Origin of the sequence: Taklimakanibacter lacteus (assembly GCA_003576695.1) — a bacterium.
GTDB lineage: Bacteria > Pseudomonadota > Alphaproteobacteria > Rhizobiales > Aestuariivirgaceae > Taklimakanibacter > Taklimakanibacter lacteus.
In genome coordinates this window covers 175963-200266 of the sequence record QOZQ01000001.1, presented here as the reverse complement: position 1 = coordinate 200266, position 24304 = coordinate 175963, and the positions used below count along the sequence as shown (strand labels likewise).

Below are 24304 nucleotides of genomic sequence, written 5' to 3'. Positions count from 1 at the left end.
GGGTGACGGTGACAACAAGCCTGCGCGGTTTCGGGGCGAAAAAGCCAGGAAATACATCATCCGGAATGAGGCATCAGATACGTGCGGTGAGGCTGGCGGCTTGCTGTGCGGCAGGAGTAGGGGTCGATGACAGGCAACAAAGACGTGAAGCAGCTTTCACGCTCGCCATATCATCTATTGAAGAGAGCAGCGCAGTACGCTGCCTATGTCTATCAAGGGGAGGTCGGCAAAGCCGGCCTGACACAGCGCCAGTTCACCGTTCTCATCGCCGTCGACCAGAATGAAGGCGTGAGCCAGACGGCTCTGGTGAAGATGACCGGCATCGACCGCTCGACGCTGGCCGATCTGGTGGCGCGGCTTCTGGCGCAGGGCTATCTGCAGCGGCGCCGCACCAAGGATGACGGCCGCACCAATTCGGTGCGCATCACCTCGGCCGGCAAGCGCATGCTGAAGCTGGCGCAGCCGGGCGCCGATGAAGTGGACAAGCAGGTGCTGGCCACCGTGCCGGTCAGTCATCGCAAGCCCTTCACCGAGGCTCTGGGACTTCTTGCCGCCGAGATGGACCGCATCGAGGACGAAAGCGAGGTCAAGCCCGCGCTCAAGATCAAGAACCGCCGGCGCGCCTGAGCTCTTCGATTTTTGGAATGATCTGCGTCTTGAGGGCTTCTCGCGAGAGAGGCCCGATCCATTTGAGGCGGATGGTTCCCTTGCCGTCGACGAGGAAGCTCTCCGGCACCCCATAGACGCCCCAGTCGACCGAAGCCCTTCCATTGGGATCGGCACCGACCGCGGCGAAGGGGATGCCGAGCGTCGTCAGGAAGCGGCGGGCATTTTCGGGATCGTCCTTGTAGTTGATGCCGACGACCTTGAGGTCCTCGCGGCGGCTGAGTTCCATGAGAAGCGGATGCTCGTCGCGGCACGGCACGCACCACGACGCCCAGACATTGACGAGCGTGACCGCGCCCTTGGCGAGATCGGCCGTGGCGAGGCCCGGCAGGTCGAGCCCGTCGATCGGATCTAGCGCGAATTGCGGCGCCGGCTTGTTGATCAGCACCGAGGGCACGTCGGCCGGATCGCCCGCCAGGCCGCGATAGAAGACCGCCGCCAGGACGAGAAACACCGCAACCGGCACGAGGGCGAGCCATCGGCGCGGCCGCGAGGACGGGCCAGGGCTCGCTTCAGCCATGCCGGCCGTCTTTCTTGGCGTCGAGCGCGCTCACCTGCCGCTTCAGTTTCCGGTCGCGCAGGAGAATATAGAGCACGAGCGCGGCGAGGCCGGCAAAGCTCGCCAGATAGGCCGCGATCACGAAGGCGACATGAGCAGCGTTGAGATCCATCAGCGCCCTGCGAGTCCGGCCAATTGCAGCTGGCGAATCTTGCGGGACGTGATCTCGCTGCGCATGGCGATGAGGAGCAGACCGGCGAACAGCAGCATATAGGCCAGCGCCATGATCAAAAGCGGCCATAGCATGCGCTCGTCGATGGTGGGGCCGCCCATGCGGAAGACGGAGGCGCCCTGATGCAGCGAATTCCACCAGTCGACCGAGAATTTGACGATCGGCACATTGATGAAGCCGGCGATGGCGACGATCCGGGCGATGAGCGCGGCGCGATGCGGGTCCTCGATTGCCTGCCACACCGCCATATAGCCCAGATAGAGCAGGAAAAGGACGAACATGGAGGTAAGCCGCGCATCCCACACCCACCAGGCGCCCCACATGGGCTTGCCCCACAGCGAGCCGGTGACCAGCGCCAGGAAACAGAACATGGCGCCGATGGGCGCTGCGGCCTTGGCCGCCATGTCGGCGAGCGGATGCCGGAAGATGGCGGCCGACGCGCTGGCGAGCGCCATCGCCGTATAGACCATGAGCGCCATCCACGCCGCCGGCACATGCACGAACATGATCCGAACCGTCTCGCCCTGCTGGTAGTCGGGGGGCGCCGTGACGAGCGCCATATAAAGTCCGGCCGCAAAGGCGACCAGCGCCGCTACCCAGACGGGAAGCAGGAGCGCCTGGGCGAGCTTGAGGAACCGGGCCGGGTTGGCGAATTGCTGCATGGCCATATATAGCGCGTGATCAGGAAAAGTGGATACCGGTTTCCCGTCCGATCACGCGCCAATTCGAGATTCCGATCACGTCGATCACTTCAGACCGAACGGCCTGAAGTGATCGTGATATAGGAGTCCTGACTCATTTCAGATAGGCGCGCAATGCCGCAGCGGCGGCAATGGGAATAAGCACAAGGCTCGCCAGCGCGATCGCCGAAAGCATCAGCAATGACGGTTTCGTGAGGTCGGGGCTGGTCGTCGCCGCCACGCCGAAGATGAGGCATGGCACATAGAAGGGCAGGATCAGGAGCGAGACGAGGAGTCCTCCTCGCCTGAGCGCCACGGTGATCGCCGCCCCGAGCGACGCGAGCAGCGACAGCGCCAGGGACCCGAGCAGCATGGCGAGGCCAAGCGGCAGGATGACCCCGGGATCGAGATTGATGAGGAAGCCGAGCAGCGGTGCTGCGACGGCAAGCGGCAGCGCCGTGGTCAGCCAGTGGGCGGCCGCCTTGGCGAGGACCACCAGCTCGAGCGGCACGACGCCCAGCGCCATCGCATCGAGGGAGCCGTCTTCGAAGTCGGACTGGAAGATGCGCTCGGCCGAGAGCAGGACCGAGAGCAGCAACGCGATCCACAGGGCGCCGGGCGCGATGCGCTGCAGGAGCGCCTGGTCGGGGCCGAGCCCCAAAGGCAACAGCACGATCACCGTCACGAAGAAGCCGATGGCCGTGCCGGCGCCGCCGCCCTGCCGCGTGGCGAGCTTGAGATCGCGCCGCATCAGGGCCCAGATCAGCTTCACGCCGGCGCTCCAAGCATGAGGGTGACGTCGGCCGTGAGCGCGAGCGGCGTGTGGGTGGCGACGACGGCAAGCCCGCCGCCGCTCAGATGGCCGCGCAGGAGCTTCATCAGCCGCTCGAGCGAGGCCTGATCGAGGCCGAGCGTCGGTTCATCGAGCAGCCACAGGAGCCGTGGCACCAGAGCGAGCCTCGACAACGACAGGCGGCGCTTCTGCCCGGCCGACAGGAGGGCGGCCGGATACTCCCCGAGATCCTCCAGATCGAAAGCGGCGAGTGCCGCCGCCAAGTCGCCGCCGCCGAGAAAATCGCCCCAGAATTGGAGATTCTCCCTGACCGTCAGCGGCGTCTTGATGGCCTCCTGATGGGCGCCATAATGGGCCTGCTGCCCTATCGAGAGCTCAGGCGACCCGCCCGTGAGGCTGATGGCGCCCTGGGCCGCCTCGCCCAGCCCCGCAATGAGGCGCAGCAGGGAAGATTTGCCGGCCCCATTGGGCCCGCGCAGCTCGAGGAGCTGGCCGGAAGCGAGAGCGAAATTCACATCCGTGAAGACCACCCGGCCGCCTCGCTGGCAGGCCAGGGCTTCGGCGCATAATTGAACCATCGTCCACCCGCTTAACCCATTGGACGGCATGAGGCAAAGCCGGTTCTGCCTGGAGGCCGGACACCCGGTCGCGACGGAATGCCTGGTTTGGTTGTGTGATCTCAAGACTTGGCATCGTCACGCAATTGGACCTATATGCAGGGCAAATCCCGCCTGGACCAATCTGCACCAAGGATCTGCCATGACCGCGACGTCCCTCGACTCCTTCAAATGCCGCAAGACTTTGAAGGTGGGCGCCAAGACCTATGTCTATTTCAGCCTGAAGGCGGCCGAGAAGAACGGCCTTACCGGAATTTCATCCCTGCCCTATTCGCTGAAGGTGCTGCTCGAAAACCTGCTGCGCCATGAGGATGGCCGCTCGGTCACCAGGGAAAGCATCCAGAACTTCGCCCACTGGCTCACCAATCGCGGCAAGGCCGAGAACGAGATCGCCTATCGTCCCGCCCGCGTCCTCATGCAGGACTTCACCGGCGTGCCGGCGGTGGTCGACCTCGCCGCCATGCGCGATGCCATGCGCAATCTGGGCGGCGACCCCAAGAAGATCAATCCGCTGGCCCCGGTCGACCTCGTCATCGACCATTCCGTGATGGTCGACTTCTTCGCCAACTCGAAAGCCTTCAAGCAGAATGTGGCGCTCGAATATGACCGCAATGGCGAGCGCTACACCTTCCTCAAATGGGGCCAGGGCGCCTTCGACAATTTCCGCGTCGTGCCGCCCGGCACCGGCATCTGCCACCAAGTAAATCTCGAATATCTCGCCCGCACCGTGTGGACCAAGAAGGTCCAGGAGAAGGGCAAGAATGTCGAATACGCTTTCCCCGATACGCTTGTCGGCACCGACAGCCACACGACCATGGTCAATGGCCTCGCGGTCCTGGGCTGGGGCGTGGGCGGCATCGAGGCGGAAGCGGCCATGCTCGGCCAGCCGACCTCCATGCTCATCCCGGAAGTCGTGGGCTTCCGGCTCGAAGGTGAGCTGCCGGAAGGCACCACCGCGACCGATCTCGTTCTCACCGTCACCCAGATGCTGCGCAAGAAGGGCGTGGTTGGAAAGTTCGTCGAATTCTATGGCCCGGGCCTCGCCAATCTGGCGCTCGAGGACATGGCGACCATCGCCAACATGGCGCCCGAATATGGCGCCACCTGCGGCTTCTTCCCCGTTTCCGCCGAGACGCTCGCTTATCTGAAGGGCACCGCGCGGCCCGCCGCCCAGATCGCCCTTGTCGAGAAATATGCCAGGGCGCAGGGCATGTTCTGGACGGCGAAATCCGCCGATCCGGTCTTCACCGACACGCTCGCGCTCGATCTTTCCACCATCGAGCCTTCGATGGCCGGTCCCAAGCGTCCGCAGGACCGCGTCACGCTCAAGACCGCGGCTTCCGATTTCGCCCATGTGATGGCGAACGAGTTCAAGAAGGCCGGCGAGCTGCACAGCCGCTTCAAGGTCGAAGGCACCAATTTCGACCTGGGCCATGGCGACGTGGTGATCGCGGCGATCACGTCCTGCACCAACACCTCCAACCCCTCGGTCATGATCGGCGCCGGCCTTCTCGCCCGCAATGCGGTGAAGAAGGGCCTCACCGTGAAGCCCTGGGTCAAGACCTCGCTGGCCCCGGGCAGCCAGGTGGTGACCGAATATCTCAAATCCTCAGGTCTCCAGAAGGATCTCGACAAGCTCGGCTTCGATCTTGTGGGCTATGGCTGCACCACCTGCATCGGCAATTCCGGTCCCCTGCCCGAGGCGATCTCGGAGGCGATCAAGAAGAACGATCTCGTCGCCGCGGCGGTATTGTCCGGCAATCGCAATTTCGAAGGTCGCGTCAATCCGGATGTCAGGGCCAATTACCTGGCCTCGCCGCCGCTCGTCGTCGCCTATGCGCTGGCCGGATCGCTCACTGTCGATCTGAGCAAGGATCCGTTGGGCCTGGGCAAGGACGGCAAGCCCGTCTATCTCAAGGACATCTGGCCGGCGGCCAAGGAGATCGCCGCCTCGGTGCGCAAGAACGTCACCCGCAAGGCCTTCGCCACGAGATATGCCGATGTGTTCAAGGGCGATGCCGACTGGCGCAAGATCAAGGTCGAGGGCGGCCTCACCTTCAAATGGAGCATGTCCTCCACTTACGTGCAGAACCCGCCCTATTTCGAGGGCATGAAGATGGCGCCGGATCCGGTGACCGATGTGGTCAATGCCCGCATCCTCGGCCTCTTCCTCGATTCGATCACCACCGACCACATCTCGCCCGCCGGCAACATCAAGGCGACGAGCCCGGCTGGCACCTATCTCACCGAGCATCAGGTGCGCCCGGTCGACTTCAACTCCTATGGCGCGCGCCGCGGCAATCACGAAGTGATGATGCGCGGCACCTTCGCCAATATCCGCATCAAGAACCAGATGGTGCCGGGCGTCGAGGGCGGCGTGACCAGACACTATCCCTCGGGCGAGCAGATGCCGATCTATGACGCCGCCATGCGCTACGCGCAGGAGGATGTGCCGCTGGTCATCTTCGCCGGCAAGGAATATGGCACCGGCTCGTCGCGCGACTGGGCCGCCAAGGGCACGAAGCTTTTGGGGGTGCGCGCCGTGATCGCGCAGAGCTTCGAGCGCATCCACCGCTCCAACCTCGTCGGCATGGGCGTCGTGCCCTTGCAGTTCAAGGATGGCGAGTCCTGGCAGACCCTGGGCCTCAAGGGTGACGAAATAGTAACCATTCATGGGTTAGCTGAAGGGCTGAAACCGCGGGCGATGCTGCAGCTGATGATCACGGCGCCGGATGGAGCCGGCCGCATCATCGACGTGCAGTGCCGGATCGATACGCTCGACGAGTTGGACTATTACAGGAATGGCGGCATCATGCCCTATGTCCTGCGCAGTCTCGCCAAGGCGGCGTAACGGTCACCGCCTTGTGAGTGGGCTCACCTTAACGTGACTCGATGGGGTGTCATGATTAAGTCATATAGGCCAGATGCTGACCTTGCTTGAACTGACCCGCCGGCGCGTGCTGGCGCTTGGCGCTGGTGCCGTTGCGGCGACCGCCGCGGGCGTCCGGGTCAAGGCGGATACGCTCCGTCCCGCCATTGTCGAGCTGTTCACCAGCCAGGGATGCTCGTCCTGCCCGCCGGCCGATGCCTTCATGGCCGAAGTGCGCACCATGCCCGATGTCATCGCGCTGACCTACAATGTCGACTACTGGGATTATCGCGGCTGGCGCGACACGCTGGCGGCGCCGGAAAACTCCAAGCGCCAGTACAAATACGCCAAGGCGCGCGGCGACATGGATGTCTATACGCCGCAGATGATCATCGATGGCGCCTCCCATGTCGTGGGCAGCCAGAAGACGGCGGTGATCGCCGCCATCAAGCGCTCCTTCGCCAATCCGCCGCCCATGTGGATTCCGGTCTCGATCTTCGCCAATGACGCGGAATTCCAGATCACCGTCGACCAGGCGCCGCTCGATGTTCCGGCCCCGACCGCCAGCCTCTGGTTCGTATCGGTCGCGCCGCATATTCCGGTCGAGATCGAGAAGGGCGAGAATGCCGGCCAGAAGATCGACTACCTGAATGTGGTGCGCAAGCTGGTGCCGGTCGGCATGTGGCATGGCGAGCGGACGACCCTGGCGCTGCCCAAGGACAGCGTGATGACGGAAGACAGCACCAGCTGCGTCGCATTGCTGCAGATGAAACCCCTGGGCCGGATACTGGGCTGCGCCGTGTGGGGCCGCCTGAGCTCATAGACCACGACCAGGTCGGATCACATCATACTATAAGTCTCGAGTGCGTCCTTATCGCCGATCCAGCAACTTTGACGGGAGGCGCTCCCTCTCGCAATTCCTATCCCGATGATTATATTTAGGGTATCCTGCTTCGGCCGGGATAACGTGCCCAACACGGGAGAATGTCAATGTCTTACAAGACCGTTCTCGTCGCTCTCAATGAAATCAACCGCCTGGATGCCCTGAACGCCGCCGCCGCCAGGATCGCCAGGATCGATGGCGCTTTCGTCCGCGGCCTCTACACCATCCCGGCCGCGCAGATTTACCCTTCTACCGGCTTCGAGGCCGTGCCGCAGATGTTCGAGGGCCACCAGACCTTCTTCAAGAACAATCTCGCCAAGGTGAGGAGCGCCTTCGAGGCCTCGCTCGCCAAGTCCAAGCTCGAGGGCGAATTCGTTTCGATCGAAGGCCGCTCGCCTCTGATCTCGGACGAGATCATCAGCCACGGCAAATCGGCCGACATCATCATCGTCTCGGCCACCGACCCGTCGGAAGTCTCGGGCGTCGAGCTCGATGCCATCGAGCGCGTTCTCATCGGCGCCGGTCGCCCCTTGCTGGTCCTGCCGCGCAGCAACGAGCATGTGCTCGACCTCGATCGCATCGTGGTCGGCTGGAATGGCGGGCGCGAAGCCGCCCGTGCCGTGTTCGATGCGATCCCGCTGCTGCAGGCGGCGAAATCCGTCGCCGTCGTCTGCGTCGACCCCAAGAATGAGGAACGCGTGACCCCGGAAGAGCCGGGCCGCCGCATCGTGGCGACGCTGCAGCGCCACAAGGTCAAGGCCGAGGCCAAAACCATGGAAGGCGGCGGCGAGAGCGCCGGCAAGGCGCTGCTCAAGCATGCCAGGGAGATCGATGGCGGCCTCATCGTGATGGGCGCCTATGGCCACAGCCGCTTGCGCGAATTCGTCTTCGGCGGCGCCACCCGCCATGTGCTCGACGACATGACGCGGCCCGTCTTCATGTCGCATTAGACCTGTGTAAAATTAGAGCAACAGGCGCGGCACTGATTGGTTGCCGCGCCTTTCTTTTGCTGTCAAACAGGGAGCAGGAGATTTAAAATCATGCCTGTGGCCAAACCCGCCTTCCTGTTCGATCTCGACGGCACGCTTGTCGATAGTGTCTATGACCATGTGCTGGCCTGGCACGATGCGCTGCAGGCCGAGAATATCGACCTGCCGGTCTGGCGCATCCATCGCCGCATCGGCATGTCGGGGGGCCTGTTCGCCAACATGCTGCTCAGGGAAATCGGCCAGGAGATCAGCGCCGAGCGCATCGCCCATCTGCGCCGCGTCCATGCCGACTCCTACGCCAGGCGCTCCGCCAAGGTGCGCCCGCTGCCGGGCGCCCAGGCGCTGCTCAAATACCTGACCGATGCGAAGATCCCCTGGGCCATCGCCACCAGCGGCCGCATGGAGACGGCGGGCCCGGTGCTCAAGACCCTGGGCGTCGATCCCAAGAAACAGACGGTGGTGACCCGCGACCAGGTGCGCTTCGCCAAGCCCGATCCCGATCTCTTCATCGAGGCGGCCGACCGCCTCGGCGTCGACATTACTTCCGCCTCGGTGGTGGGCGATGCGATCTGGGATATGCTGGCTTCCCGCCGCGCCCGGGCGCTGGGCATCGGCCTTCTCTCCGGCGGCTATGGCGAGGAGGAGCTGTTCCGCTCCGGCGCCTATCGCGTCTTTTCCGAGCCCGCCGACATGCTGCGCCATATCGACGAGCTGGGCGGACGCCAGGCATAGGCCACCGCGAGGAGGATCGCCGCAAAGCCTGCGATGTCGAGCAGGCTCGGACGATCACCGACCAACAGCATCGCCGAGAGCACGCCGACCACCGGCACGGCGAAGCTCAGCAATGCCGATGTCGAGGCCGGGTTGCGCGCCAGGATCGCGAACCACAGCATATAGGCGCCGGCCATGGCGCCGATGACATGGAAAGCGAGCGCGCCGGCAACCAGTCCCGACAGCGAAGCCGGCACTGCCTGGCCGGAAACGAGAAGACCGATGCCTGAGATCGCCGCGCCGATCATGAGCTGATAGGCCGTGGTGGCGATGGGATCGCTTTTGAGCGGCCACTTCTTGAGGACAATAGTGCCGAGCGACCAGGACAAGGCCGCCAGCAGTGGAAAGATGAGCCCTGGCGTCGCGCCGGATTCGAAGACGGGGTAGGCGAGCAACGCAATGCCGAGCGCGCCCGAGCCGAGCGCCAGCGCCTTGCGCCGGTCGATCGCTTCGCCAAGGATGAGGGCGGCGAGCAGCACCGACCAGACCGGCATCGTATAGGTGAGGATAGCCGCCCGCGATGTCGTCGTGATGAGCTGGGCGAAGGCGGTGAAGATGTTGAAGCCCGCGATATTGAGAGTGCCCGCCAGGATCAAGGGAAGCCAGGAGGCGCGTGCCACCGCCAGCCGGCGGCGCAACGCCAGCGCCACAAGGAGTAGGAGAAGGCTTCCGCTCGCCAGCCCGATGCTGCGCAGCGCGAAAGGCGGGATCTCGCCGAGCGCGATCTTGACCGCCGGCCAGTTGAATCCCCACAGCAAGGCGAGCAGGACGGGAAACAGACTTTCTCGCCTGATCATGGGAACGGCTAGAGACCCTTGCGATAGACGATGAAGGACGAGCGCGGTACGATCGTGTCATAGAGCGAGCGCGCCGCCCCATTATATTCCTGGGTCTGCCAATAGAGCCGGAAGGCGCCTTTCTCCTTGGCCTTCTGCTCGCAGGCGAGGATCAGCTCCTTCGCGGCGCCACCACCCCGGGCATCAGGATCGACGAAGAGATCCTGCAGGTAGCAGATGGGCTGCTTGCTCCAGGTGCTGTCATGGAAAAGGTAATTGCAGATGCCGATGACCTCGCCATCCTTTTCCGCCACCAGCGCCTCGATATTGCTGCGGGGATCGAGGATCAATCGCCAGGTATGGGCGGTGACGTCCTCGGGCACGCTGGCGCGATAGAACTTGATATAGCCGGCCCACAGCGCGCGCCATCTGGCTTCATCCTTGGAAGCGGCGGGCCTGATGACGATGCCTGACATGGAAGGGTCCTTTCCGTGAGGGTTGTGAGCGCCCTTTATGTCGACGGCTCACGCCCGAAACAGGGCCACTTTCGCAAAAGGACAACGGACCACAATCGCCCGTCAGGCTGGCGGCAACGACTGCCGGTATTTCTCGGCATCCCAGTTGACGAGAGCGAGCTCCTCATCGAGCGTCAGCACGCGCACCGGCTCGGCTTGCGTGAGCCGCAAGCCCACATCGGCGAGGCAGCGCGCCATGGCGTGCATCGCAGGCGTGGCGTCGGCGGGCAGCAGCACGCCCTTACCCGGCACGACAATGAGCTTGGGCTCGGGTCTTCCGGCCCGGCCGATGCGTTCCGCGGCCCTGGCCGGCGCTTCACCCTCTTCCGCTACCGAGATGCCCGCCCCCAGAAAGACGATGTGATCGGGATAGAGCGTGCCCTTGCGCGCCTGGGCCAGGCTCTGCGCATCGAAAGCCAGGCTCTGCACGATGGCGTCGGGAGAGGGCACGTAGCGTGTGCCCTGCGCCAGTTCGGCAAGCGCGGCAGTATCGGGAGAGACAGGCCGGCGCGCCGGCTTCACCACCGCCTGCACCGCCCGCTCCAGCAGTCTTTCCGCTTCCGCCACGGTGTCGGCTGCCACGACCAAGCCGTGATTGCCGAGCACCAGCACATTGGTTTCAGGCTTCAGCCGCAAGCGGATTTCCTTGGCGAGCGGCAGGCCGGGCCGGCGATAGGGCACGAAGGCCCAGTCGAAGCCTGCAAGCTTTTCCTGCAGCCGCGCCTCGGCATCTTCGCGCACTGCCCAGGATATCGTCTCGATACAATGGACATGCAGGACGACTTTATGCGCGAAGCTCGCATGCACCGTCGTCTCGATCGACGGCCTGAGCCCCAGGCTGTTGAGATCGCCGCGCACGAAATCGGTGCAGCTTTCGCAGGCCGGATCGTCTCTTTCCAATGCCTTGAGCAGCGGGGCGATCGCGACCGGTACGAAGATGTCACGCTCTTTCGCATGCTGCAGCCAGGTGCCCGACGCCTTGATCCACATGACGCCGTCCTGCTTGAGCGATGTGTTGCCGCCGGCCGCCTGGACCAGCAGCGGATCGGCGCCGACCCTGGCCGAAAGCGCTTTCAGCGCCGTCATCTCATGCGTCATGTCTCTTTCCAGCCTTTGAGATAGGCCCTGACCGCTTCGCTTTCGGCCGCGGTCAGATGCAGACCATGCTTGGTCCGGCGTTCCAATATGTCTTCAGCCGTCTGCGCCCATTCCGCCTCGCGCAGATAGGAGATTTCCCGCTCATAGAGCAAGGCGCCGAAATGCCGCCCGAGATCGCTCATCGACCGGGCGCCCGAGAGCAGGCCATGCGCCATGCTGCCATAGAGGCGGGCATAATGCCGGGCGAGCGGCGCCGGGAGCCACGGATAGCGACGCAATAGCTCAGCGACAAAGGCGGCAAAGCTTTTGGCGCCGTTGAGATCGCCGCCCGGCAGATGCGCGCGCTCCGTCCAGCTGCCGCTCATCTGCGGGAAATGGGCCTTCAGCCTGTCGAGCGCATGTTCGGCGAGCTTGCGATAGGTGGTGATCTTGCCGCCGAACACCGAAAGCAGGGGCGGCTTGCCCTCGCCCTCATCGATGTCGAAGACATAATCGCGCGTCACAGCGGAGGGATTGGCCGCATTGTCGTCATAGAGCGGCCGCACCCCGGAAAAGGCCTGCACGATGTCGGAGCGCTTGAGCTCACGCTTGCTGTAGCGGTTGACCACCGCGATGAGATAATCGATCTCATTGTCGTCGATGGCGACATCTTCGGCCTTGCCCTCATAGGGAATATCGGTCGTGCCGATGAGGCTGAGATTGTCCTGATAGGGATTGACGAAGATCACCCGCTTGTCGTGATTCTGGAAGAGATAGGCCTGCGGTCCGTCCCAGAATTTCGGCACTACGATGTGGCTGCCTTTGACGAGGCGGATGCGGCGCGCCGAATTGACGCCGCTCACCCGCCCCAGAACGTCCTGCACCCAGGGTCCTGCGGCATTGACGAGGACGCGCGCCTCGATGCGGCGCGCGCCTTCCGCCCCCTTGAGCTCGACCTGCCACAGGCCGTTCTCGCGCCGGGCCGACACCGCCGCCATGCGGGTAAGGATTTCCGCCCCCTTTTCGCGCGCATCGACGGCATTCAGAACGACGAGGCGGGCATCGTCCACCCAGCAGTCGGAATATTCGAAAGCGGTCTTGTACTCGTCGCGGATGATGGCGCCTTCAGGGTCCCGTCTCAGATCGATGCGCCGACAGCCGGGCAAGGTCTCGCGCTTGCCCAGGTGATCATAGAGGAAGAGGCCGAGCCGGATGAGCCAGGCCGGGCGCTGCTCGGGCGAATGCGGCAGCACCAGGCGCATCGGCCAGATGATATGAGGCGCGGCCTTGAGCAGCACCTCGCGCTCGGTGAGCGCCTCGCGCACCAGCCGGAATTCGTAATATTCGAGATAGCGCAGGCCGCCATGGATATATTTGCCGGAGCGCGAGCTGGTGCCTTGCGCCAGATCGTCTTTCTCGCACAGCACGACCGACAGTCCCCGTCCCGCGGCGTCGCGGGCAATGCCAGCGCCATTGATGCCGCCGCCAATGACCAGAAGATCGACCGGGCCCTTCTTTACCATCGTGGGGCTCAACACCGATTGACGGGCGGCTCGCCCACGAGATAGCGCCGGACCTCTTCCGCCGCGAGGCCCGCCGCATAGGTGACGGTCCTGACCGACGCACCGGCGATATGGGGCGTCAAGGTCACATTCTCGAGCTTGAGTAGCGGCCAGTCGGCGGGAACCGGCTCGATCCCGAAAGTCTCGAGCATGGCGCCCTTGATGCGGTGACTGGCGAGCGCGTCATAGAGCGCGTCATAGTCGACCAGGGGGCCGCGCGCCGTATTGACCAGGATGGCGGTCGGCTTCATCTGCGCCAGGGTTTCGGCATTGATGAGCTTCTCGGTTTCCTTGGTCACGCGCGGATGCAGCGACACCACATCGGACTGGGCCAGCAGCGTTTCGAGCGAGACCTGCTCGACGCCGTCGGCGAGGTCGGTGGCGGAAAGCTGGACATAGGGATCGGCGACCAGGATGCGGCAGCCGAAGACCTTGAGCAGGCGCACCACCCGCGTGCCCACTTGGCCATAGCCGATGACGCCGACCGTCATCTCGGAGAGCTCTTCGCCGGTGCGATCGGCGCGATAGAGATCGCCGCGCCAGATGCCGCGCCGCAGCGCGTCATGGCCGCGGGTGATGAGCCGCGTCTCGGCAAGTATGGCGCCGATGGTGAACTCAGCGACCGCGGCCGCATTGCGGCCCGGCGTGTTGACGACGGTGACGCCGCGCCGGCGGGCGGCCTCCATGTCGATATTGACCGGACCGCCGCGCGACACGGCGACGAATTTGAGCGACGGACAGCGATCCATGATCGACGCCGACAAGGGTGCGAGCTGCGTGACGAGGATCTCGGCGCCGTCGATCAGCGCCGCCGTCTCGTCCTCGCTGCCCATATATTCCTTGAGCCCCGCCATGCCGGCCTGGGCATAGCCATGCTCCATCGGCCTGTCGGGCCAGTCGAGATCATGGCGGACGATGTCGAGCGGAGCCTTGGGGCATTTCTGCCGGATCGCCGTCTCGAACATGTCCGAGCGCATGAAATGATCGCCGATGATGACAAGCTTACGCATGAGGATTTTGCCTTGAAGTCTGCAACGCACGCCAGACGGGACGCATCCCTGTGCGCGTTTCCTTGTAGATGGGGAACATCGTGTCGAACATTTGCACGAGTGCCGCATCGGGTCTGGTTTCCGGTCCGAGCGCCGGGTCGACCCACCGGGCCGCGCAATCCGCCATGTTCGGATATATCTTCTGCTGGACGGCGGCCATCATGGCAGCACCTGCGGCACCCGCCTCTTCGCGCTGAACGCTGCGCACCGGCGCATCGAGGGCGCTGGCGAACAACAGCCTGAGCGCCTTGGAGCGGGCGGCGCCGCCGGTGAGTCTCAGATCCCTCGGCAGCGGACCCATGGCCGCGTAGCAATCGCGCGCCGCGAGAGCGAGGCCTTCGAACACCGCACGCATCAGATCGGCAAAGCCCATGGAGGCATCGAGACCGGTGAATTGCGCCCTGGCTCCCGCATCGAGGAACGGACCGCGCTCGCCAGCCTGTGAGATATAGGGATGATAGAGAAGTCTGCCCGACGGGCGCTCCAGGACCTGGTCGTCGAGACCGGCGAGCAGATCCTTGCGGTTGCGCTCGACCCCATGGGCTTTCAGCACATCGCGGGCGAGATCGAGGAGCCAGTCGATATTGAGGGTCGAAGCCATGTTGGACTGCATCTGCGCCAGCATGCCGGGCACCGGGAAGGCCATCGTGTAGCCGGTGCGTTCGGCATTGAGACGCACCTGGTCGGCTGAGGGCGCGAGCCGCATATGCATGCCGGTCGAGCCCGCGATCGAGCAGCCGACCCGGCCCTCGCGGTCGAACAGCCCGCCCCCCAGCGCCGTGCAGACGACATCGACATAACCAAGGATGACGGGCGTGCCGGCGGCAAGCCCGGTGGCGGTCGCCGCCGCGAGGCTCAAGCCATGCGACTGCTCGGTGCCTTCGACGATGGGAGGAAGAAGTCGTTTCGCTTCCGGAACGCCAAGTTCATCAAGGATTTGAGGGGCATAGGCACGGTTGCGGTAATTGCCGAATGTGAAATTGGCTTCCGAAGGATCACAGGCGCGCTCGCCCGTCAGCTTGAAATAGAGCCAGTCCTTGCAGTGATGCGCCGACTGCGCCCGGGCCAGAATTTCGGGCGCATGGCGCTTGAGCCAGGCAAGCTGGACATTCTGCTGACAGGCATTCACGCCCGAGCCGGTGCGCTCATAATGCGCCGCATAGCCGGAGGCGCGGGTGAAGTCTTCCGCGATCGAAGCCGCCCGCGAATCGAGCCACAGCCAGGCCGGTGCCGCGGGCTCGCCCTTCTCATCGATCAGCCACATGCCATCGCCCTGCCCGGTGACGGCGATCGCAATGACACGGCTGTTCAGGTTGTCGATCTTTTGGGCAAGGTCCTTCAGCGTCTGCGCGGCATCTCGCCAGGTGCGCGCCATGTCCTGCTCGACTCCGCCATTGGGCAGCGTGACATAGGAATTGGGGATCGCGGCCACGGCGAGCTGCTCACCGGCTGCCGAGAAGGCGACCGATTTGATCACCGACGTGCCGGCATCGATGCCGATGATGATGTCGGCGCTCATACGAGCTCGGCCCCATGCGCAATGGCGGCACCGGTGCCCGCCGCGAAGACATGAAGATCATGGGGCGCGATGCCGAGCGCGATCGTCTCGCCTGGTTTGGCGGTGATCTGCTCATGCGACACCGAGACGACCGTGCGCCCGGCGATTTCGGTGGCGATATGGGTCTGGTCGCCCAGCCACTGGCAGGTGACGACGCGCGCCTTGAGGCCGCTTCTGCCGATATGCACCGCATGCGGGCGCACGCCCAGCATGAGCGCCGTCTCGCTCTGCAGGCGCGTTCGCACGGCCTGCGGCAGGTCTGCGGCCGCATAGGCGAGGCTCTGCCCATCGCTGCCGGTGATGGTGAAATTGACCGTCTTGCCATCGTCCCTCACCTCGACCGGGAACACGTTCATGGGCGGCTCGCCGATGAACGTCCCGACGAAGAGATTGGCTGGCCGCGCCTTCAATTCGGCCGGCGTCGCATATTGCTGCAGCACACCCCCTTCCATGACCGCGATGCGGTCGGCGAGCGCATTGGCCTCGGTCTGGTCGTGCGTCACCAGGATCGTCGTGCATTTATGCTCGCGCAGATAATGCTTGATGCGGCCGCGCAGCACCGCGCGCAGTTGCGGCTCGAGCTGGCCCATCGGCTCATCGAGGAGATAGAGGCCGGCGGGGCGCACCAGGGCGCGGCCGAGGCTGGCGCGCTGCTGCTGGCCGCCCGACACCGAGCTTGGGTATTTGTGCAGCACATCGCCGATCTCGAGCATTTCGGCCATGTCCCTGACCCGCTTGCCGACATCGGCCTGACCGAGCTTCTGCGCCTTGAGCGCGAAGGAGATGTTTTCGCCGATGGTGAGCGGCGGATAGAGTGAATAGGTCTCGAAGGCCATGGCGACGTTGCGCTGCGCCGGCGGCAGCGCGTGGATGGGCCTGCCATCGAGCGTGATCGAGCCGTTGGTGAGCGTCTCGAAGCCGGCGATCATGCGCAGGGTCGAGGTCTTGCCGCAGCCGGAAGAGCCGAGCAATGCGGTGATCTCGCCGGGCTTGACGGTGAAGCTCAGATCCTTGACGGCATGAATGGCGCCGGCGCCATAGATCTTGTCGACATCCTTCAGAACGAGCTCGGACGACATCAGGCGCGCCCTCCCGCGAGCGCCGCAGGGCGCTTACCAAGATTCCCCTTCTCCCGCGCGCAGCGTGGGAGAAGGTGGCCGAAGGCCGGATGAGGGCTCTTTCTCAACGCACGCACGAACATGAAAAACTTTCCGCTTGGCAGATAAAGAGCCCTCACCCGCCCTATCGGGCACCCTCTCCCATCCTCCGGACGGGAGAGGGGGAATAGTATGAACAGCTCACAAATTTCGTGCACTCTCATGGGCGACTACCCTGCCCAAGCGTCGCACCTGTATCGCGGTCGAACAGATGGGTTCCCCGGGCGTTGAAGGTGATCCTCACCTCGCTCTCGGCCCTGGGTATCTGGGCCGATGACGACGGCAGCGAGGCCAGAAGCTCGGCGCCAGACGATGTCTGCAGCAGGAGCACGGTGCGCTCATTGAGCGGCGTCACCGCCATCACTTGCGCCTTGAGGCCAGTGCCCTTGTCCTTCGTCATCTCGACCGCTTCCGGCCGGACTCCGAAGGTCACAGGCCGCCCCGCCAGCGCCGCATAGGATTTGTCGATTGCCACTTTCTCTCCCGCAAAATCGATTGCGCCATCGGGACCGACCGTGGTTTCCGCCAGGTTGATCGTCGGATCGCCGAACAGCCGCGCCACGCCGACCGTCGCCGGCTTGCGATAGATCTCCTCGGGGCTCGCCACCTGGACGAACCTGCCCTGGGCCAGGACGGCGATGCGGTCGGCCAGCGCCATGGCTTCCTTGTAATCCTGCGTCACATAAAGGACGGTCGATTTCGCCTGCCGCAGCAGCCGCGGCAATTCGAGCCGCATCTCGAAACGCAGTTTCGCGTCCACATTGCGCAAGGGGTCATCGAGCAGCAGCAGCTTGGGCGATGAGGCAAGGGCGCGGGCGAGCGCGGTGCGCTGCTTCTGGCCGTTCGACAATTGCCGGGGCGCGTGGCCCAGCACATGGTCGATCTTGAGCAGCCTGGCGACGCGCGCCACCCCGTCCTTGACCTGGGCATCGCCCTGGGCACGGGCCCGCAAGGGGCTGGCGATGTTCTCGAAGGCATTGAGATGCGGGAACAGCGCGAAATTCTGGAACGCCATGCCGACATCGCGGTGCTCGGGCGCCACATCCGCCATGTCCTGATCGTCGATGCTGATCTTGCCCGTCGTCGGTTCCTCGACGCCGGCAATGAGCCGGAGCAGCACGGTCTTGCCGGTGCCGGACGGCCCGAAGATGACGACGATCTCGCCCGCATCGGCGGTGAGCGAGATGTCCTCGAGGACCTTGTTGGCCTTGAAGGATTTGGAAACGGCGGCGAGTTCGAGATGATGCGGCATGATCAACCCTTCACCGCGCCGAGCGACAGGCCCTCGACCAGGTAGCGCTGGGCATAGAGGGCGAGCGCCAAAGTCGGCGCGATCGACAGCACGATAGCGGCGGCGATCTGGCCATACTGGATGCCCGATGCGGTGACGAAGGCGAGCGCCCCCACGGTCACCGGCTGCTTGTCGGCGGAAGCCAGGATGAGCGCGAAGATGAAGTTGTTCCAGGCGAAGATGAAGGCCAGGAGGCCCGCCGCCGCGATGCCCGGCATGGCGAGCGGCACCGCGATCTTGCGGAAGGTCTGCCACCAGCTGTTGCCGGCAATGCGATAGGCATGCTCGATATCGGGGCTGATATCCTCGAAATAGCCGCGCACGATCCACAAAATGAGCGGCAGGCAGATGAGCTGATAGACCCAGATCAGCCCGATATAGGTGTTGGTGAGGCCGAGCTGCTTGAAATAGAGGCTGAGCGGCAGGAGCACCAGCAGCGGCGGCGCGAAGCGGAAGGACAGCAGCGTGAAGGCGATGTCCTCGCCGAGCCGGAAGCGGAAGCGCGCGAAGGCATAGGCTGCCGGAATGCCGAGGGCCAGCGAGACGAGAACCGAAGCGACCGAGAGGAAGACGCTGTTGCCCAGGTTCTTCATGAAGGCGATGTCGAGATTGCCGGCAGTTGTCTCGAGCCGGCCGGTGATGAGCGCCGAGTAGTTCGACAGGGTGGGCTCGAAGACGATGCTGGGCGGGATGCGCAGGATCGTCTCATTGGTCTGGAACGACATCAGCACGATCCAGAAGATCGGGAACAGGAAGAAGACGAGGACGAGGCCGATGAGGATGCCGCGGACGATCCGTTCGAAGGTCGATGTGTGATCCATGGCCTATGCTCCCCCATGGGCGCGTTCGCGCAATTTGAGCCACTGCTTGATGAAGATGTTGGAGAGCAGATAGGTGATCGCCCACAGGATGATGAGGAGCGCGGCCGAGCGCCCGACATTCGTGTACTGGAAGAATTCGAGATAGGACTGGACCTGGAACACCATCAGCGTGTCGCCGGGCCCGCCTTGCGTCATCGAATAGACGATGTCGAATTGCTGGATCGAATCGAGCAGGCGGAACAGCGAGGCGGTGATGATATAGGGCAGCAGCATCGGCAGCGTGATGCGGAAGAAGACGAAGCTGCGCGGCACGCCGTCGAGCGCTGCTGCCTCGAACGGCGCCTTGGGCAGCGAGCGCAGGCCCGCCAGCAGCAGGATCATGATGAAGGGCGTATAGACCCAGACATCGACCAGCGTCACGGTGAGGAGCGCGGTCGAGGGATCGGATGCCCATTTGAAATCGGTGAAGCCCAGAAGGCTCACGAAATAGCTGAGGATTCCGAAATTGGGATTGGTCATCAGCTTCCACATCAGGGCGGCGAGCGCCGGTGCCGTCATCAGCGGCAGCAGCAGCAGGATCGAGGCGATATTGTTGAAGCGCGTCGGCTTCTGCAGCAGGAGCGCAATGCCGAGGCCGAGCAGCAATTCGACGCCGACGGTGAGCCCGGCATAGACGAGCGAGACCTTGACCGTGTTCCAGAAGGCCGCATCGGAAAGGAAGTTGATATAGTTGTCGAACCAGATGAAGCCCTTGAGGGCCGGCAGGTTGAGACGGAAGCGCAGCAGCGAATAATAGACGGCGGTGAAGAACGGGATGAGGATGCCGATGCAGACGAGGAGCGCCGGCAGGCTCAAGAGATAGGGCAGCGCCCGGCGCATGAACCGGCTCGATGTCTTGGGTCGAGGAATATGATCGGCTGCCGCGGTCATGGGTCTGGCCCTCGTTCTGGTTCGGACATCTTACCCTCGCCCCGCTTCAGCGGGGAGAGGGAGGGACCCATTGCGGAGCAATGGGAGGGTGAGGGGCCAGCGGGCGGGATAAGGCGCTGAGCGCCAAATTGCGTATGCACGACGTGATCCCGAGAATAGGAAATAACGCTGGTAAAGGAAAGCTGCGGCACTCTGAATTCCAACTCGTATCTCTCTACAAAGCCCCTCACCCTTCCCGTCGCTGCGCGACGGGCCCCTTCCCTCTCCCCGCTAAAGCGGGGCGAGGGTATCATCAATGATGAGAGGTTGCGCAGCCCGGCCGGGAGGACGAACCGGGCTGCGCGGTTGAAGCAGTCCGAAGTCTAGCCGAGACCGGCTTCCTTCAGCTGCTTGTCGACATTGGCGGCAAGCTGGTCGAGGCCTTCATCGACCGGTACTTCCTTGGCCACCATCTTCTGGAGTGTCTCCGCCCACTGGGTAGTGAGGTCGAAGAACAACGGCTGCGCGGTGAAGTAGATCTTCGCCCCCGGCGCGGACGTATCGTGCTGATTGAGATAACCCGGATAGGACTTGTCGATCCGGTTGCGGAATTCCTCATCCTTCCACACCGAGGCGCGGACCGGATTGACGAAGTCCATCTTGCGGGCGCCGAACAGGTCATGCTCGACGGAAGACGCCCATTGCATGAAGTACCAGGCGGCGTCCTTCTGGCTCGAGAAGTTCGACAGGGCGAGCGACCAGATCCACACATTGGGCGTGGGCGCACTCGCCTTCGGGTCGGCGGCAAAGGGCGCGTAACCGATATTACCCTTCTCCTTGTTGTCGCCGCCATTCATGAAATAGCCGAGAATGTCGGCATCGAAGATCATGGCGGAGGCGCCGGCGCCGAGATCGGTGCCGACCTGGTACCAGGTATAGGTGGACCAGTTCTTCGGTCCCGATTCCTGGATCATGCCCACCCATTGCTTGTGGAACGCCTTCGATTCGGCGGTGTTCATCGCCGCGGTGAGCTTTCCGTCGGCGACGGTGAAGTCCTTCTGGCCGAAATTCGAATAGCCCGACAGGAAGCCCGGATGGATCGAGGCCCAGGAGCGCGAGCCGCGCACGCCGATGCCATAGGGTCCGCCCAGATCCTTGGTGAGCTTCGCGGCCGTGGCCACCAGCTCGTCGAGATTCTTCGGCGGCTGGACGCCGGCCTTCTCGAACATCTTCACATTGTAGGAGAGGTTGTTGAGCTCATAGCCCCACGGGATGCACCACTGCTTGGCATCGGCCGAGCCGAGCTCACCGCCCGGCACGCCGTTCCACGCCGTCGAGGCGCGCAAGCCCGGCAGCACGTCGTCCCAATTATAGGTCGGGTTCGTCTTGGCCGGGTCCTTGATATATTCGTTGAGATCGGCGATCCAGCCGGCCGGGCCATAGGTCCAGGTCATATAGGCGCCGGTCATGAAGGCATCATATTCGCTCGATCCCGATGACAGCGCCGCCGTCACCTTGTCGAAATAGACGTCTTCCGGAAAGACGTCATAGGTGACGTCCATGCCGGTCATGTCCTTGAAGGTCTGCAGATTGGCGATCATCGCATCCGCGTAGGGATGCTTGTTGAGCAGGAGCTTGAGCTTCTTGCCCTTATGCGCCATCCAGTCGAAATCCGCCGCCATGGCGCGCGATTGCGCGGCCGTCAGCAGCATGCCGCCGGCGGCGGCCGAAATTCCGAGCTTGGCCGATGTGGCGAGCAATTCGCGCCGCGAGAGCTTGCCGGCGACGAAAGCGTCGAACAGCCCTTTTTCTTTCTCGTACATTCCCATTTTCCTCCGTTGCGTTGGATGGTTGTTCAGCTCGCGGCTTTTTTTGCGCCGTTCTTGTTGCCGGGGTCGGATCCGGTTTCCTCGCCGGCCAGTTGCCGGGCGGTGGCTTCGTCGGTGATGAGGCCGGTCAGGAGACCCGACCGCAGCACCGCGCGAATGGCTTTCATCTTGTTGCGGCCGCCGGCGATGGCGACCATTTCGCGCCCGCGCAATTGCTCGATATCGGGAGCAAGGGCGCGATCGGAGAGATCGGTCGGCACGCGCTTGCCGTCATCGGCGAAGAACGAGCCCAGCACCTCGCCGAGCGCGCCGGCGCGGGCCACTTCATCGATTTCGGCGGGCGCGATCATGCCGGCGGAGGTGATGAAGCCTTTATTGTCGACCTCGCCGATGCCGACGAGATGCAGCGTCGCCTGGCGCGCCAGCGCCACGACGTCGGCAATGCCGAACTGCTTGAGCAGCACCGCCTTGTCCTCGACGCTGTTGGCGAAGAAGGGAACCGGTAAGAGATAGGCCTCCTCCGAGCCGGTGCGCTCGGAGAGGCGATGGATCACGTCATAGGGATTGGCGGCGAAGCGGCGCGTTAGGCCGCCGAGCAGCGAGACGAATTTCACATGCGGGGCGGGCGATGACGGCAGGAAGTCGATCGCCGCGGCAAGCGTGCGGCCATGGCCGACGCCGATGATCTGATGCGCGCCGCGGTCGAGCACATTGCGCAAGTATCGGGCTCCCGCCATGCCGAGCGTGCGCAAGGGCAAGGCGCCGTCATCGATATTGGGCACCACCTCGCAATGGCCGAGGCCGAACTTGGCCTTGATCTGCTCCTCGAGCCCGACGCAGCCGGCGATCGGGCCCTCGACGAAGACCCGGATCAGGCCGTCGCGGCTGGCGCGGGCGATGAGGCGATGCGCCTTGGTGTTGGGGATGTTGAGCTTCTCGGCGATCTCGCCCTGGGTCTGGCCGCCGGCGAAATAGAGCCAGGCGGCGCGCGCCGCGAGCGTCGCTTCTTCGTCGATCTGCAGATGTGACCGGGGCTGGTCCACGTCTCCCATCCTTGTCTGCATTTTTTTTCGTTGCTTGCAATATTTTGCAATCCGGGACGCAAGTCAACGAAATTCGATGCTGCGGTGCACAGGCGCATCGAAGGGAAAAAGAGCGTCAGAAATCCCAGGGGGAAATAAGTTCGAGATTAGTTGTCGAGAAGTCGGCCAGATTGCGAGTGGCCAAGCGGCCCCCATTCACGAGAGCAATCGCGGCAATCATGCCATCGGGTGCAGACATGGAATGTCCTTGCAGCTCGGCGGCGCCCATGATCTGACCATAGGCAAGCGCCGCCTCTTCCGTCAGTCCAAATATTCGAGCCGAGAACCGATGTCGCCAATCGGACAGGCGTCGCTCCAGGCGTTTCGCGCGCTGATCAGGGCGTATTTTCTCGATACCAAAGGCGATCTCGGCAATCGTGACCGTAGGAAGCGCAAGCTCCGCATCATGTCGAGCAAGCCATGCTATAACAGCTTCATTGGGTTGCTTCCTCAGTGTCTCGGAAACAACATTCGTGTCCACGAAGATCAAAGATCGATCCCCGTGTGTTTCTTCCTGCTTTCCTTGATGATGGCCTCGAGGTCGATGTCGTCAGCATCGCTCTCGGCGGCGAGGCGGGCATAAAAGGACACCGCTGGTTCGCGTCCAGCCTCACGAATCTCATAGGCTTCCAAGGCACGCTCGACGACATCGGCAACCGTGCGATTCTCTCGACGAGCTAAACGATGAGCCAGGTCGCGCGCCCTGGCGCTACGCACGGAAAGCTGGGGTTCTGCCATCTGGACCTCCTGCAGATCCTATATAAGGGAGAAGCATTCTGCCATCAAGATGGCAGATGCCGGCAAGATGGCTAAATGGGCGGCTGGCAGCGTGTATAACGCCCGGTCTTGAAATCGAGGATCACGCCATTCTGGTCGAAATCGGCGGAGAGCATGGTGAGGATGGCCGGCGCCAGCGCTTCGGGCAAAGGCACACTATCGGGATCCTCCTCGGGCCAGGCCTCGACGCGCAATTCGGTGCGGATCGGTCCCGGGCTGATGAGATTGGCCCTGACCCTCGTGCCCTCGATCTCATTCGCATAGACGCCGACCAGGGCCTCGAGCGCGGCTTTGCTCACCGCATAGGGTGTCCAGCCGGCATGACGTTTCCACGCGACGCCCGATGTGACGAACAGCGCCCGCCCGGCGGGGCCCGCCTTGAGCAACGGATCGAGCAGATGCAGCAATCTGAAATTGGCGGTGAGATTGATGGCGAGCGCCGCTTCGAAATCAGCCGGCGACAATTCCCCGACCGGCCGCTTCGGCCCCAGGATGCCGGCATTGCCGAACAGCCCGTCGAGCCGGCCGACGCGCTCGGCGATCAACGCCGCGAGGCGGTCGATATCGGCGCTGTCATTCATTTCGCAGGCGATTCGAGTGACCTCGCCGCCCAATGATTTCGCTTCCGAATCCAGTCCGGTGAGGGCATCGAGAGTGCGTGCCGTCGCGACGATATGAGCGCCCTCCCGGGCAAGCGCCTGGAATGCTGCCCGGCCAATGCCGCGCGAGGCGCCGGTGACCAGGATGACGCGGCCTTCATGCTGTCGAACCAACGCTTCCCCGTTCTGAGACATGATCATGGTGCGCCTGCGCTTAACCTGTCCGATCCGGGCTTTCAACCCGGACAATACCAATCAAGTACCAGTATAATTTTCTTTCCAGAAGGTATTATTTTGGTATTG

At 63.6% G+C, this 24304-nt stretch carries 25 protein-coding genes; 5 read left to right on the top strand and 20 right to left on the bottom strand.

Annotated features, from left to right (window positions below; genetic code table 11):
• The first annotated feature begins 126 nt into the window (after positions 1-126).
• Entirely contained in the window at positions 127-627 is a 501-nt protein-coding gene (locus tag DT068_RS00925) for a MarR family winged helix-turn-helix transcriptional regulator (protein WP_119387885.1), read from the top strand.
• Here DT068_RS00925 and DT068_RS00920 read toward each other — a convergent pair.
• From DT068_RS00920 to ccmA, 5 genes are all read right to left on the bottom strand, one after another.
• The gene (locus tag DT068_RS00920; RefSeq protein WP_119387884.1) at positions 605-1186 is read right to left on the bottom strand and encodes a DsbE family thiol:disulfide interchange protein; all 582 of its coding nucleotides are present in this window, start codon (positions 1184-1186) and stop codon (positions 605-607) included. The two genes, DT068_RS00925 and DT068_RS00920, sit on opposite strands and share 23 nt — an antisense overlap.
• Entirely contained in the window at positions 1179-1337 is a 159-nt protein-coding gene (gene ccmD, locus DT068_RS00915; protein ID WP_119387883.1) for a heme exporter protein CcmD, read from the bottom strand. The genes DT068_RS00920 and ccmD overlap by 8 nt, the downstream gene beginning before the upstream one ends.
• Positions 1337-2065, bottom strand: coding sequence for a heme ABC transporter permease (locus DT068_RS00910; RefSeq protein WP_368904356.1), 729 nt, complete (start codon positions 2063-2065; stop codon positions 1337-1339). The genes ccmD and DT068_RS00910 overlap by 1 nt, the downstream gene beginning before the upstream one ends.
• Positions 2066-2192: 127 nt before the next feature.
• On the bottom strand, positions 2193-2849 hold the full coding sequence (gene ccmB / locus DT068_RS00905; RefSeq protein WP_368904355.1) for a heme exporter protein CcmB: 657 nt from the start codon (positions 2847-2849) through the stop codon (positions 2193-2195).
• Positions 2846-3448 carry a heme ABC exporter ATP-binding protein CcmA gene (ccmA, locus tag DT068_RS00900; RefSeq protein WP_119387882.1) on the bottom strand — a complete coding sequence of 201 codons (603 nt, stop codon included), beginning with the start codon at positions 3446-3448 and terminating at the stop codon, positions 2846-2848. The genes ccmB and ccmA overlap by 4 nt, the downstream gene beginning before the upstream one ends.
• A gap of 181 nt (positions 3449-3629) precedes the next feature.
• Between ccmA and acnA the strand changes: the two genes are divergently transcribed.
• The 4 genes from acnA to DT068_RS00880 all read left to right on the top strand — a co-directional run bounded on the left by acnA (position 3630) and on the right by DT068_RS00880 (position 8960).
• Positions 3630-6338, top strand: coding sequence for an aconitate hydratase AcnA (gene acnA / locus DT068_RS00895; RefSeq protein ID WP_119387881.1), 2709 nt, complete (start codon positions 3630-3632; stop codon positions 6336-6338).
• 73 nt (positions 6339-6411) lie between these two features.
• Positions 6412-7179, top strand: a complete 768-nt coding sequence (locus DT068_RS00890; RefSeq protein WP_119387880.1) for a DUF1223 domain-containing protein — start codon at positions 6412-6414, stop codon at positions 7177-7179.
• 167 nt (positions 7180-7346) lie between these two features.
• The gene (locus DT068_RS00885; RefSeq protein WP_162913928.1) at positions 7347-8189 is read left to right on the top strand and encodes a universal stress protein; all 843 of its coding nucleotides are present in this window, start codon (positions 7347-7349) and stop codon (positions 8187-8189) included.
• A gap of 90 nt (positions 8190-8279) precedes the next feature.
• The gene (locus tag DT068_RS00880; RefSeq protein WP_119387878.1) at positions 8280-8960 is read left to right on the top strand and encodes an HAD family hydrolase; all 681 of its coding nucleotides are present in this window, start codon (positions 8280-8282) and stop codon (positions 8958-8960) included.
• Here DT068_RS00880 and DT068_RS00875 read toward each other — a convergent pair.
• The 15 genes from DT068_RS00875 to DT068_RS00805 all read right to left on the bottom strand — a co-directional run bounded on the left by DT068_RS00875 (position 8891) and on the right by DT068_RS00805 (position 24202).
• Entirely contained in the window at positions 8891-9796 is a 906-nt protein-coding gene (locus DT068_RS00875; RefSeq protein WP_119387877.1) for a DMT family transporter, read from the bottom strand. The two genes, DT068_RS00880 and DT068_RS00875, sit on opposite strands and share 70 nt — an antisense overlap.
• Before the next feature lie 8 nt (positions 9797-9804).
• The gene (locus DT068_RS00870) at positions 9805-10251 is read right to left on the bottom strand and encodes a GNAT family N-acetyltransferase (RefSeq protein ID WP_119387876.1); all 447 of its coding nucleotides are present in this window, start codon (positions 10249-10251) and stop codon (positions 9805-9807) included.
• Positions 10252-10353: 102 nt separating this feature from the next.
• Complete coding sequence (locus tag DT068_RS00865; protein WP_119387875.1) at positions 10354-11388, bottom strand: class II aldolase/adducin family protein; 1035 nt, start codon at positions 11386-11388, stop codon at positions 10354-10356.
• Complete coding sequence (locus DT068_RS00860) at positions 11385-12890, bottom strand: glycerol-3-phosphate dehydrogenase (RefSeq protein WP_119387874.1); 1506 nt, start codon at positions 12888-12890, stop codon at positions 11385-11387. Before DT068_RS00860 ends, DT068_RS00865 begins: the two co-directional genes overlap by 4 nt.
• A gap of 8 nt (positions 12891-12898) precedes the next feature.
• The gene (locus tag DT068_RS00855; RefSeq protein WP_119387873.1) at positions 12899-13939 is read right to left on the bottom strand and encodes a 2-hydroxyacid dehydrogenase; all 1041 of its coding nucleotides are present in this window, start codon (positions 13937-13939) and stop codon (positions 12899-12901) included.
• On the bottom strand, positions 13932-15497 hold the full coding sequence (locus DT068_RS00850) for an FGGY family carbohydrate kinase (RefSeq protein WP_119387872.1): 1566 nt from the start codon (positions 15495-15497) through the stop codon (positions 13932-13934). Before DT068_RS00850 ends, DT068_RS00855 begins: the two co-directional genes overlap by 8 nt.
• Positions 15494-16615: an ABC transporter ATP-binding protein gene (locus tag DT068_RS00845; protein WP_119387871.1), complete on the bottom strand. Its 1122-nt coding sequence runs from the start codon at positions 16613-16615 to the stop codon at positions 15494-15496. Before DT068_RS00845 ends, DT068_RS00850 begins: the two co-directional genes overlap by 4 nt.
• A 238-nt stretch (positions 16616-16853) precedes the next feature.
• Entirely contained in the window at positions 16854-17945 is a 1092-nt protein-coding gene (locus DT068_RS00840; RefSeq protein WP_119387870.1) for an ABC transporter ATP-binding protein, read from the bottom strand.
• A gap of 2 nt (positions 17946-17947) precedes the next feature.
• Positions 17948-18805, bottom strand: coding sequence for a carbohydrate ABC transporter permease (locus DT068_RS00835; RefSeq protein ID WP_119387869.1), 858 nt, complete (start codon positions 18803-18805; stop codon positions 17948-17950).
• Between the two features lie 3 nt (positions 18806-18808).
• Entirely contained in the window at positions 18809-19735 is a 927-nt protein-coding gene (locus DT068_RS00830; RefSeq protein ID WP_119387868.1) for a carbohydrate ABC transporter permease, read from the bottom strand.
• A gap of 362 nt (positions 19736-20097) precedes the next feature.
• The gene (locus DT068_RS00825; RefSeq protein WP_119387867.1) at positions 20098-21537 is read right to left on the bottom strand and encodes an ABC transporter substrate-binding protein; all 1440 of its coding nucleotides are present in this window, start codon (positions 21535-21537) and stop codon (positions 20098-20100) included.
• 32 nt (positions 21538-21569) lie between these two features.
• Positions 21570-22586: a sugar-binding transcriptional regulator gene (locus DT068_RS00820; protein ID WP_368904354.1), complete on the bottom strand. Its 1017-nt coding sequence runs from the start codon at positions 22584-22586 to the stop codon at positions 21570-21572.
• A 115-nt stretch (positions 22587-22701) separates the two neighbouring features.
• A complete protein-coding gene (locus DT068_RS00815) occupies positions 22702-23115 on the bottom strand; it encodes a type II toxin-antitoxin system VapC family toxin (protein WP_119387865.1) in 414 nt (137 codons plus the stop codon).
• Positions 23112-23363, bottom strand: a complete 252-nt coding sequence (locus tag DT068_RS00810; RefSeq protein ID WP_119387864.1) for a plasmid stabilization protein — start codon at positions 23361-23363, stop codon at positions 23112-23114. Before DT068_RS00810 ends, DT068_RS00815 begins: the two co-directional genes overlap by 4 nt.
• Before the next feature lie 71 nt (positions 23364-23434).
• Positions 23435-24202 (bottom strand): SDR family NAD(P)-dependent oxidoreductase, encoded by a 768-nt coding sequence (locus DT068_RS00805; RefSeq protein WP_368904353.1) that lies wholly within the window; start codon positions 24200-24202, stop codon positions 23435-23437.
• Positions 24203-24304: the final 102 nt, after the last annotated feature.

Excerpts from the sequence above, each read along its gene's own strand:
- DT068_RS00925 (WP_119387885.1), top strand. The coding sequence starts at position 127 with ATGACAGGCAACAAAGACGTGAAGCAGCTTTCACGCTCGCCATATCAT.
- DT068_RS00920 (WP_119387884.1), bottom strand. The coding sequence starts at position 1,186 with ATGGCTGAAGCGAGCCCTGGCCCGTCCTCGCGGCCGCGCCGATGGCTC.
- ccmD (WP_119387883.1), bottom strand. The coding sequence starts at position 1,337 with ATGGATCTCAACGCTGCTCATGTCGCCTTCGTGATCGCGGCCTATCTG.
- DT068_RS00910 (WP_368904356.1), bottom strand. The coding sequence starts at position 2,065 with ATGGCCATGCAGCAATTCGCCAACCCGGCCCGGTTCCTCAAGCTCGCC.
- ccmA (WP_119387882.1), bottom strand. The coding sequence starts at position 3,448 with ATGGTTCAATTATGCGCCGAAGCCCTGGCCTGCCAGCGAGGCGGCCGG.
- acnA (WP_119387881.1), top strand. The coding sequence starts at position 3,630 with ATGACCGCGACGTCCCTCGACTCCTTCAAATGCCGCAAGACTTTGAAG.
- DT068_RS00890 (WP_119387880.1), top strand. The coding sequence starts at position 6,412 with ATGCTGACCTTGCTTGAACTGACCCGCCGGCGCGTGCTGGCGCTTGGC.
- DT068_RS00885 (WP_162913928.1), top strand. The coding sequence starts at position 7,347 with ATGTCTTACAAGACCGTTCTCGTCGCTCTCAATGAAATCAACCGCCTG.
- DT068_RS00880 (WP_119387878.1), top strand. The coding sequence starts at position 8,280 with ATGCCTGTGGCCAAACCCGCCTTCCTGTTCGATCTCGACGGCACGCTT.
- DT068_RS00875 (WP_119387877.1), bottom strand. The coding sequence starts at position 9,796 with ATGATCAGGCGAGAAAGTCTGTTTCCCGTCCTGCTCGCCTTGCTGTGG.
- DT068_RS00870 (WP_119387876.1), bottom strand. The coding sequence starts at position 10,251 with ATGTCAGGCATCGTCATCAGGCCCGCCGCTTCCAAGGATGAAGCCAGA.
- DT068_RS00865 (WP_119387875.1), bottom strand. The coding sequence starts at position 11,388 with ATGACGCATGAGATGACGGCGCTGAAAGCGCTTTCGGCCAGGGTCGGC.
- DT068_RS00860 (WP_119387874.1), bottom strand. The coding sequence starts at position 12,890 with ATGGTAAAGAAGGGCCCGGTCGATCTTCTGGTCATTGGCGGCGGCATC.
- DT068_RS00855 (WP_119387873.1), bottom strand. The coding sequence starts at position 13,939 with ATGCGTAAGCTTGTCATCATCGGCGATCATTTCATGCGCTCGGACATG.
- DT068_RS00850 (WP_119387872.1), bottom strand. The coding sequence starts at position 15,497 with ATGAGCGCCGACATCATCATCGGCATCGATGCCGGCACGTCGGTGATC.
- DT068_RS00845 (WP_119387871.1), bottom strand. The coding sequence starts at position 16,615 with ATGTCGTCCGAGCTCGTTCTGAAGGATGTCGACAAGATCTATGGCGCC.
- DT068_RS00840 (WP_119387870.1), bottom strand. The coding sequence starts at position 17,945 with ATGCCGCATCATCTCGAACTCGCCGCCGTTTCCAAATCCTTCAAGGCC.
- DT068_RS00835 (WP_119387869.1), bottom strand. The coding sequence starts at position 18,805 with ATGGATCACACATCGACCTTCGAACGGATCGTCCGCGGCATCCTCATC.
- DT068_RS00830 (WP_119387868.1), bottom strand. The coding sequence starts at position 19,735 with ATGACCGCGGCAGCCGATCATATTCCTCGACCCAAGACATCGAGCCGG.
- DT068_RS00825 (WP_119387867.1), bottom strand. The coding sequence starts at position 21,537 with ATGTACGAGAAAGAAAAAGGGCTGTTCGACGCTTTCGTCGCCGGCAAG.
- DT068_RS00810 (WP_119387864.1), bottom strand. The coding sequence starts at position 23,363 with ATGGCAGAACCCCAGCTTTCCGTGCGTAGCGCCAGGGCGCGCGACCTG.
- DT068_RS00805 (WP_368904353.1), bottom strand. The coding sequence starts at position 24,202 with ATGATCATGTCTCAGAACGGGGAAGCGTTGGTTCGACAGCATGAAGGC.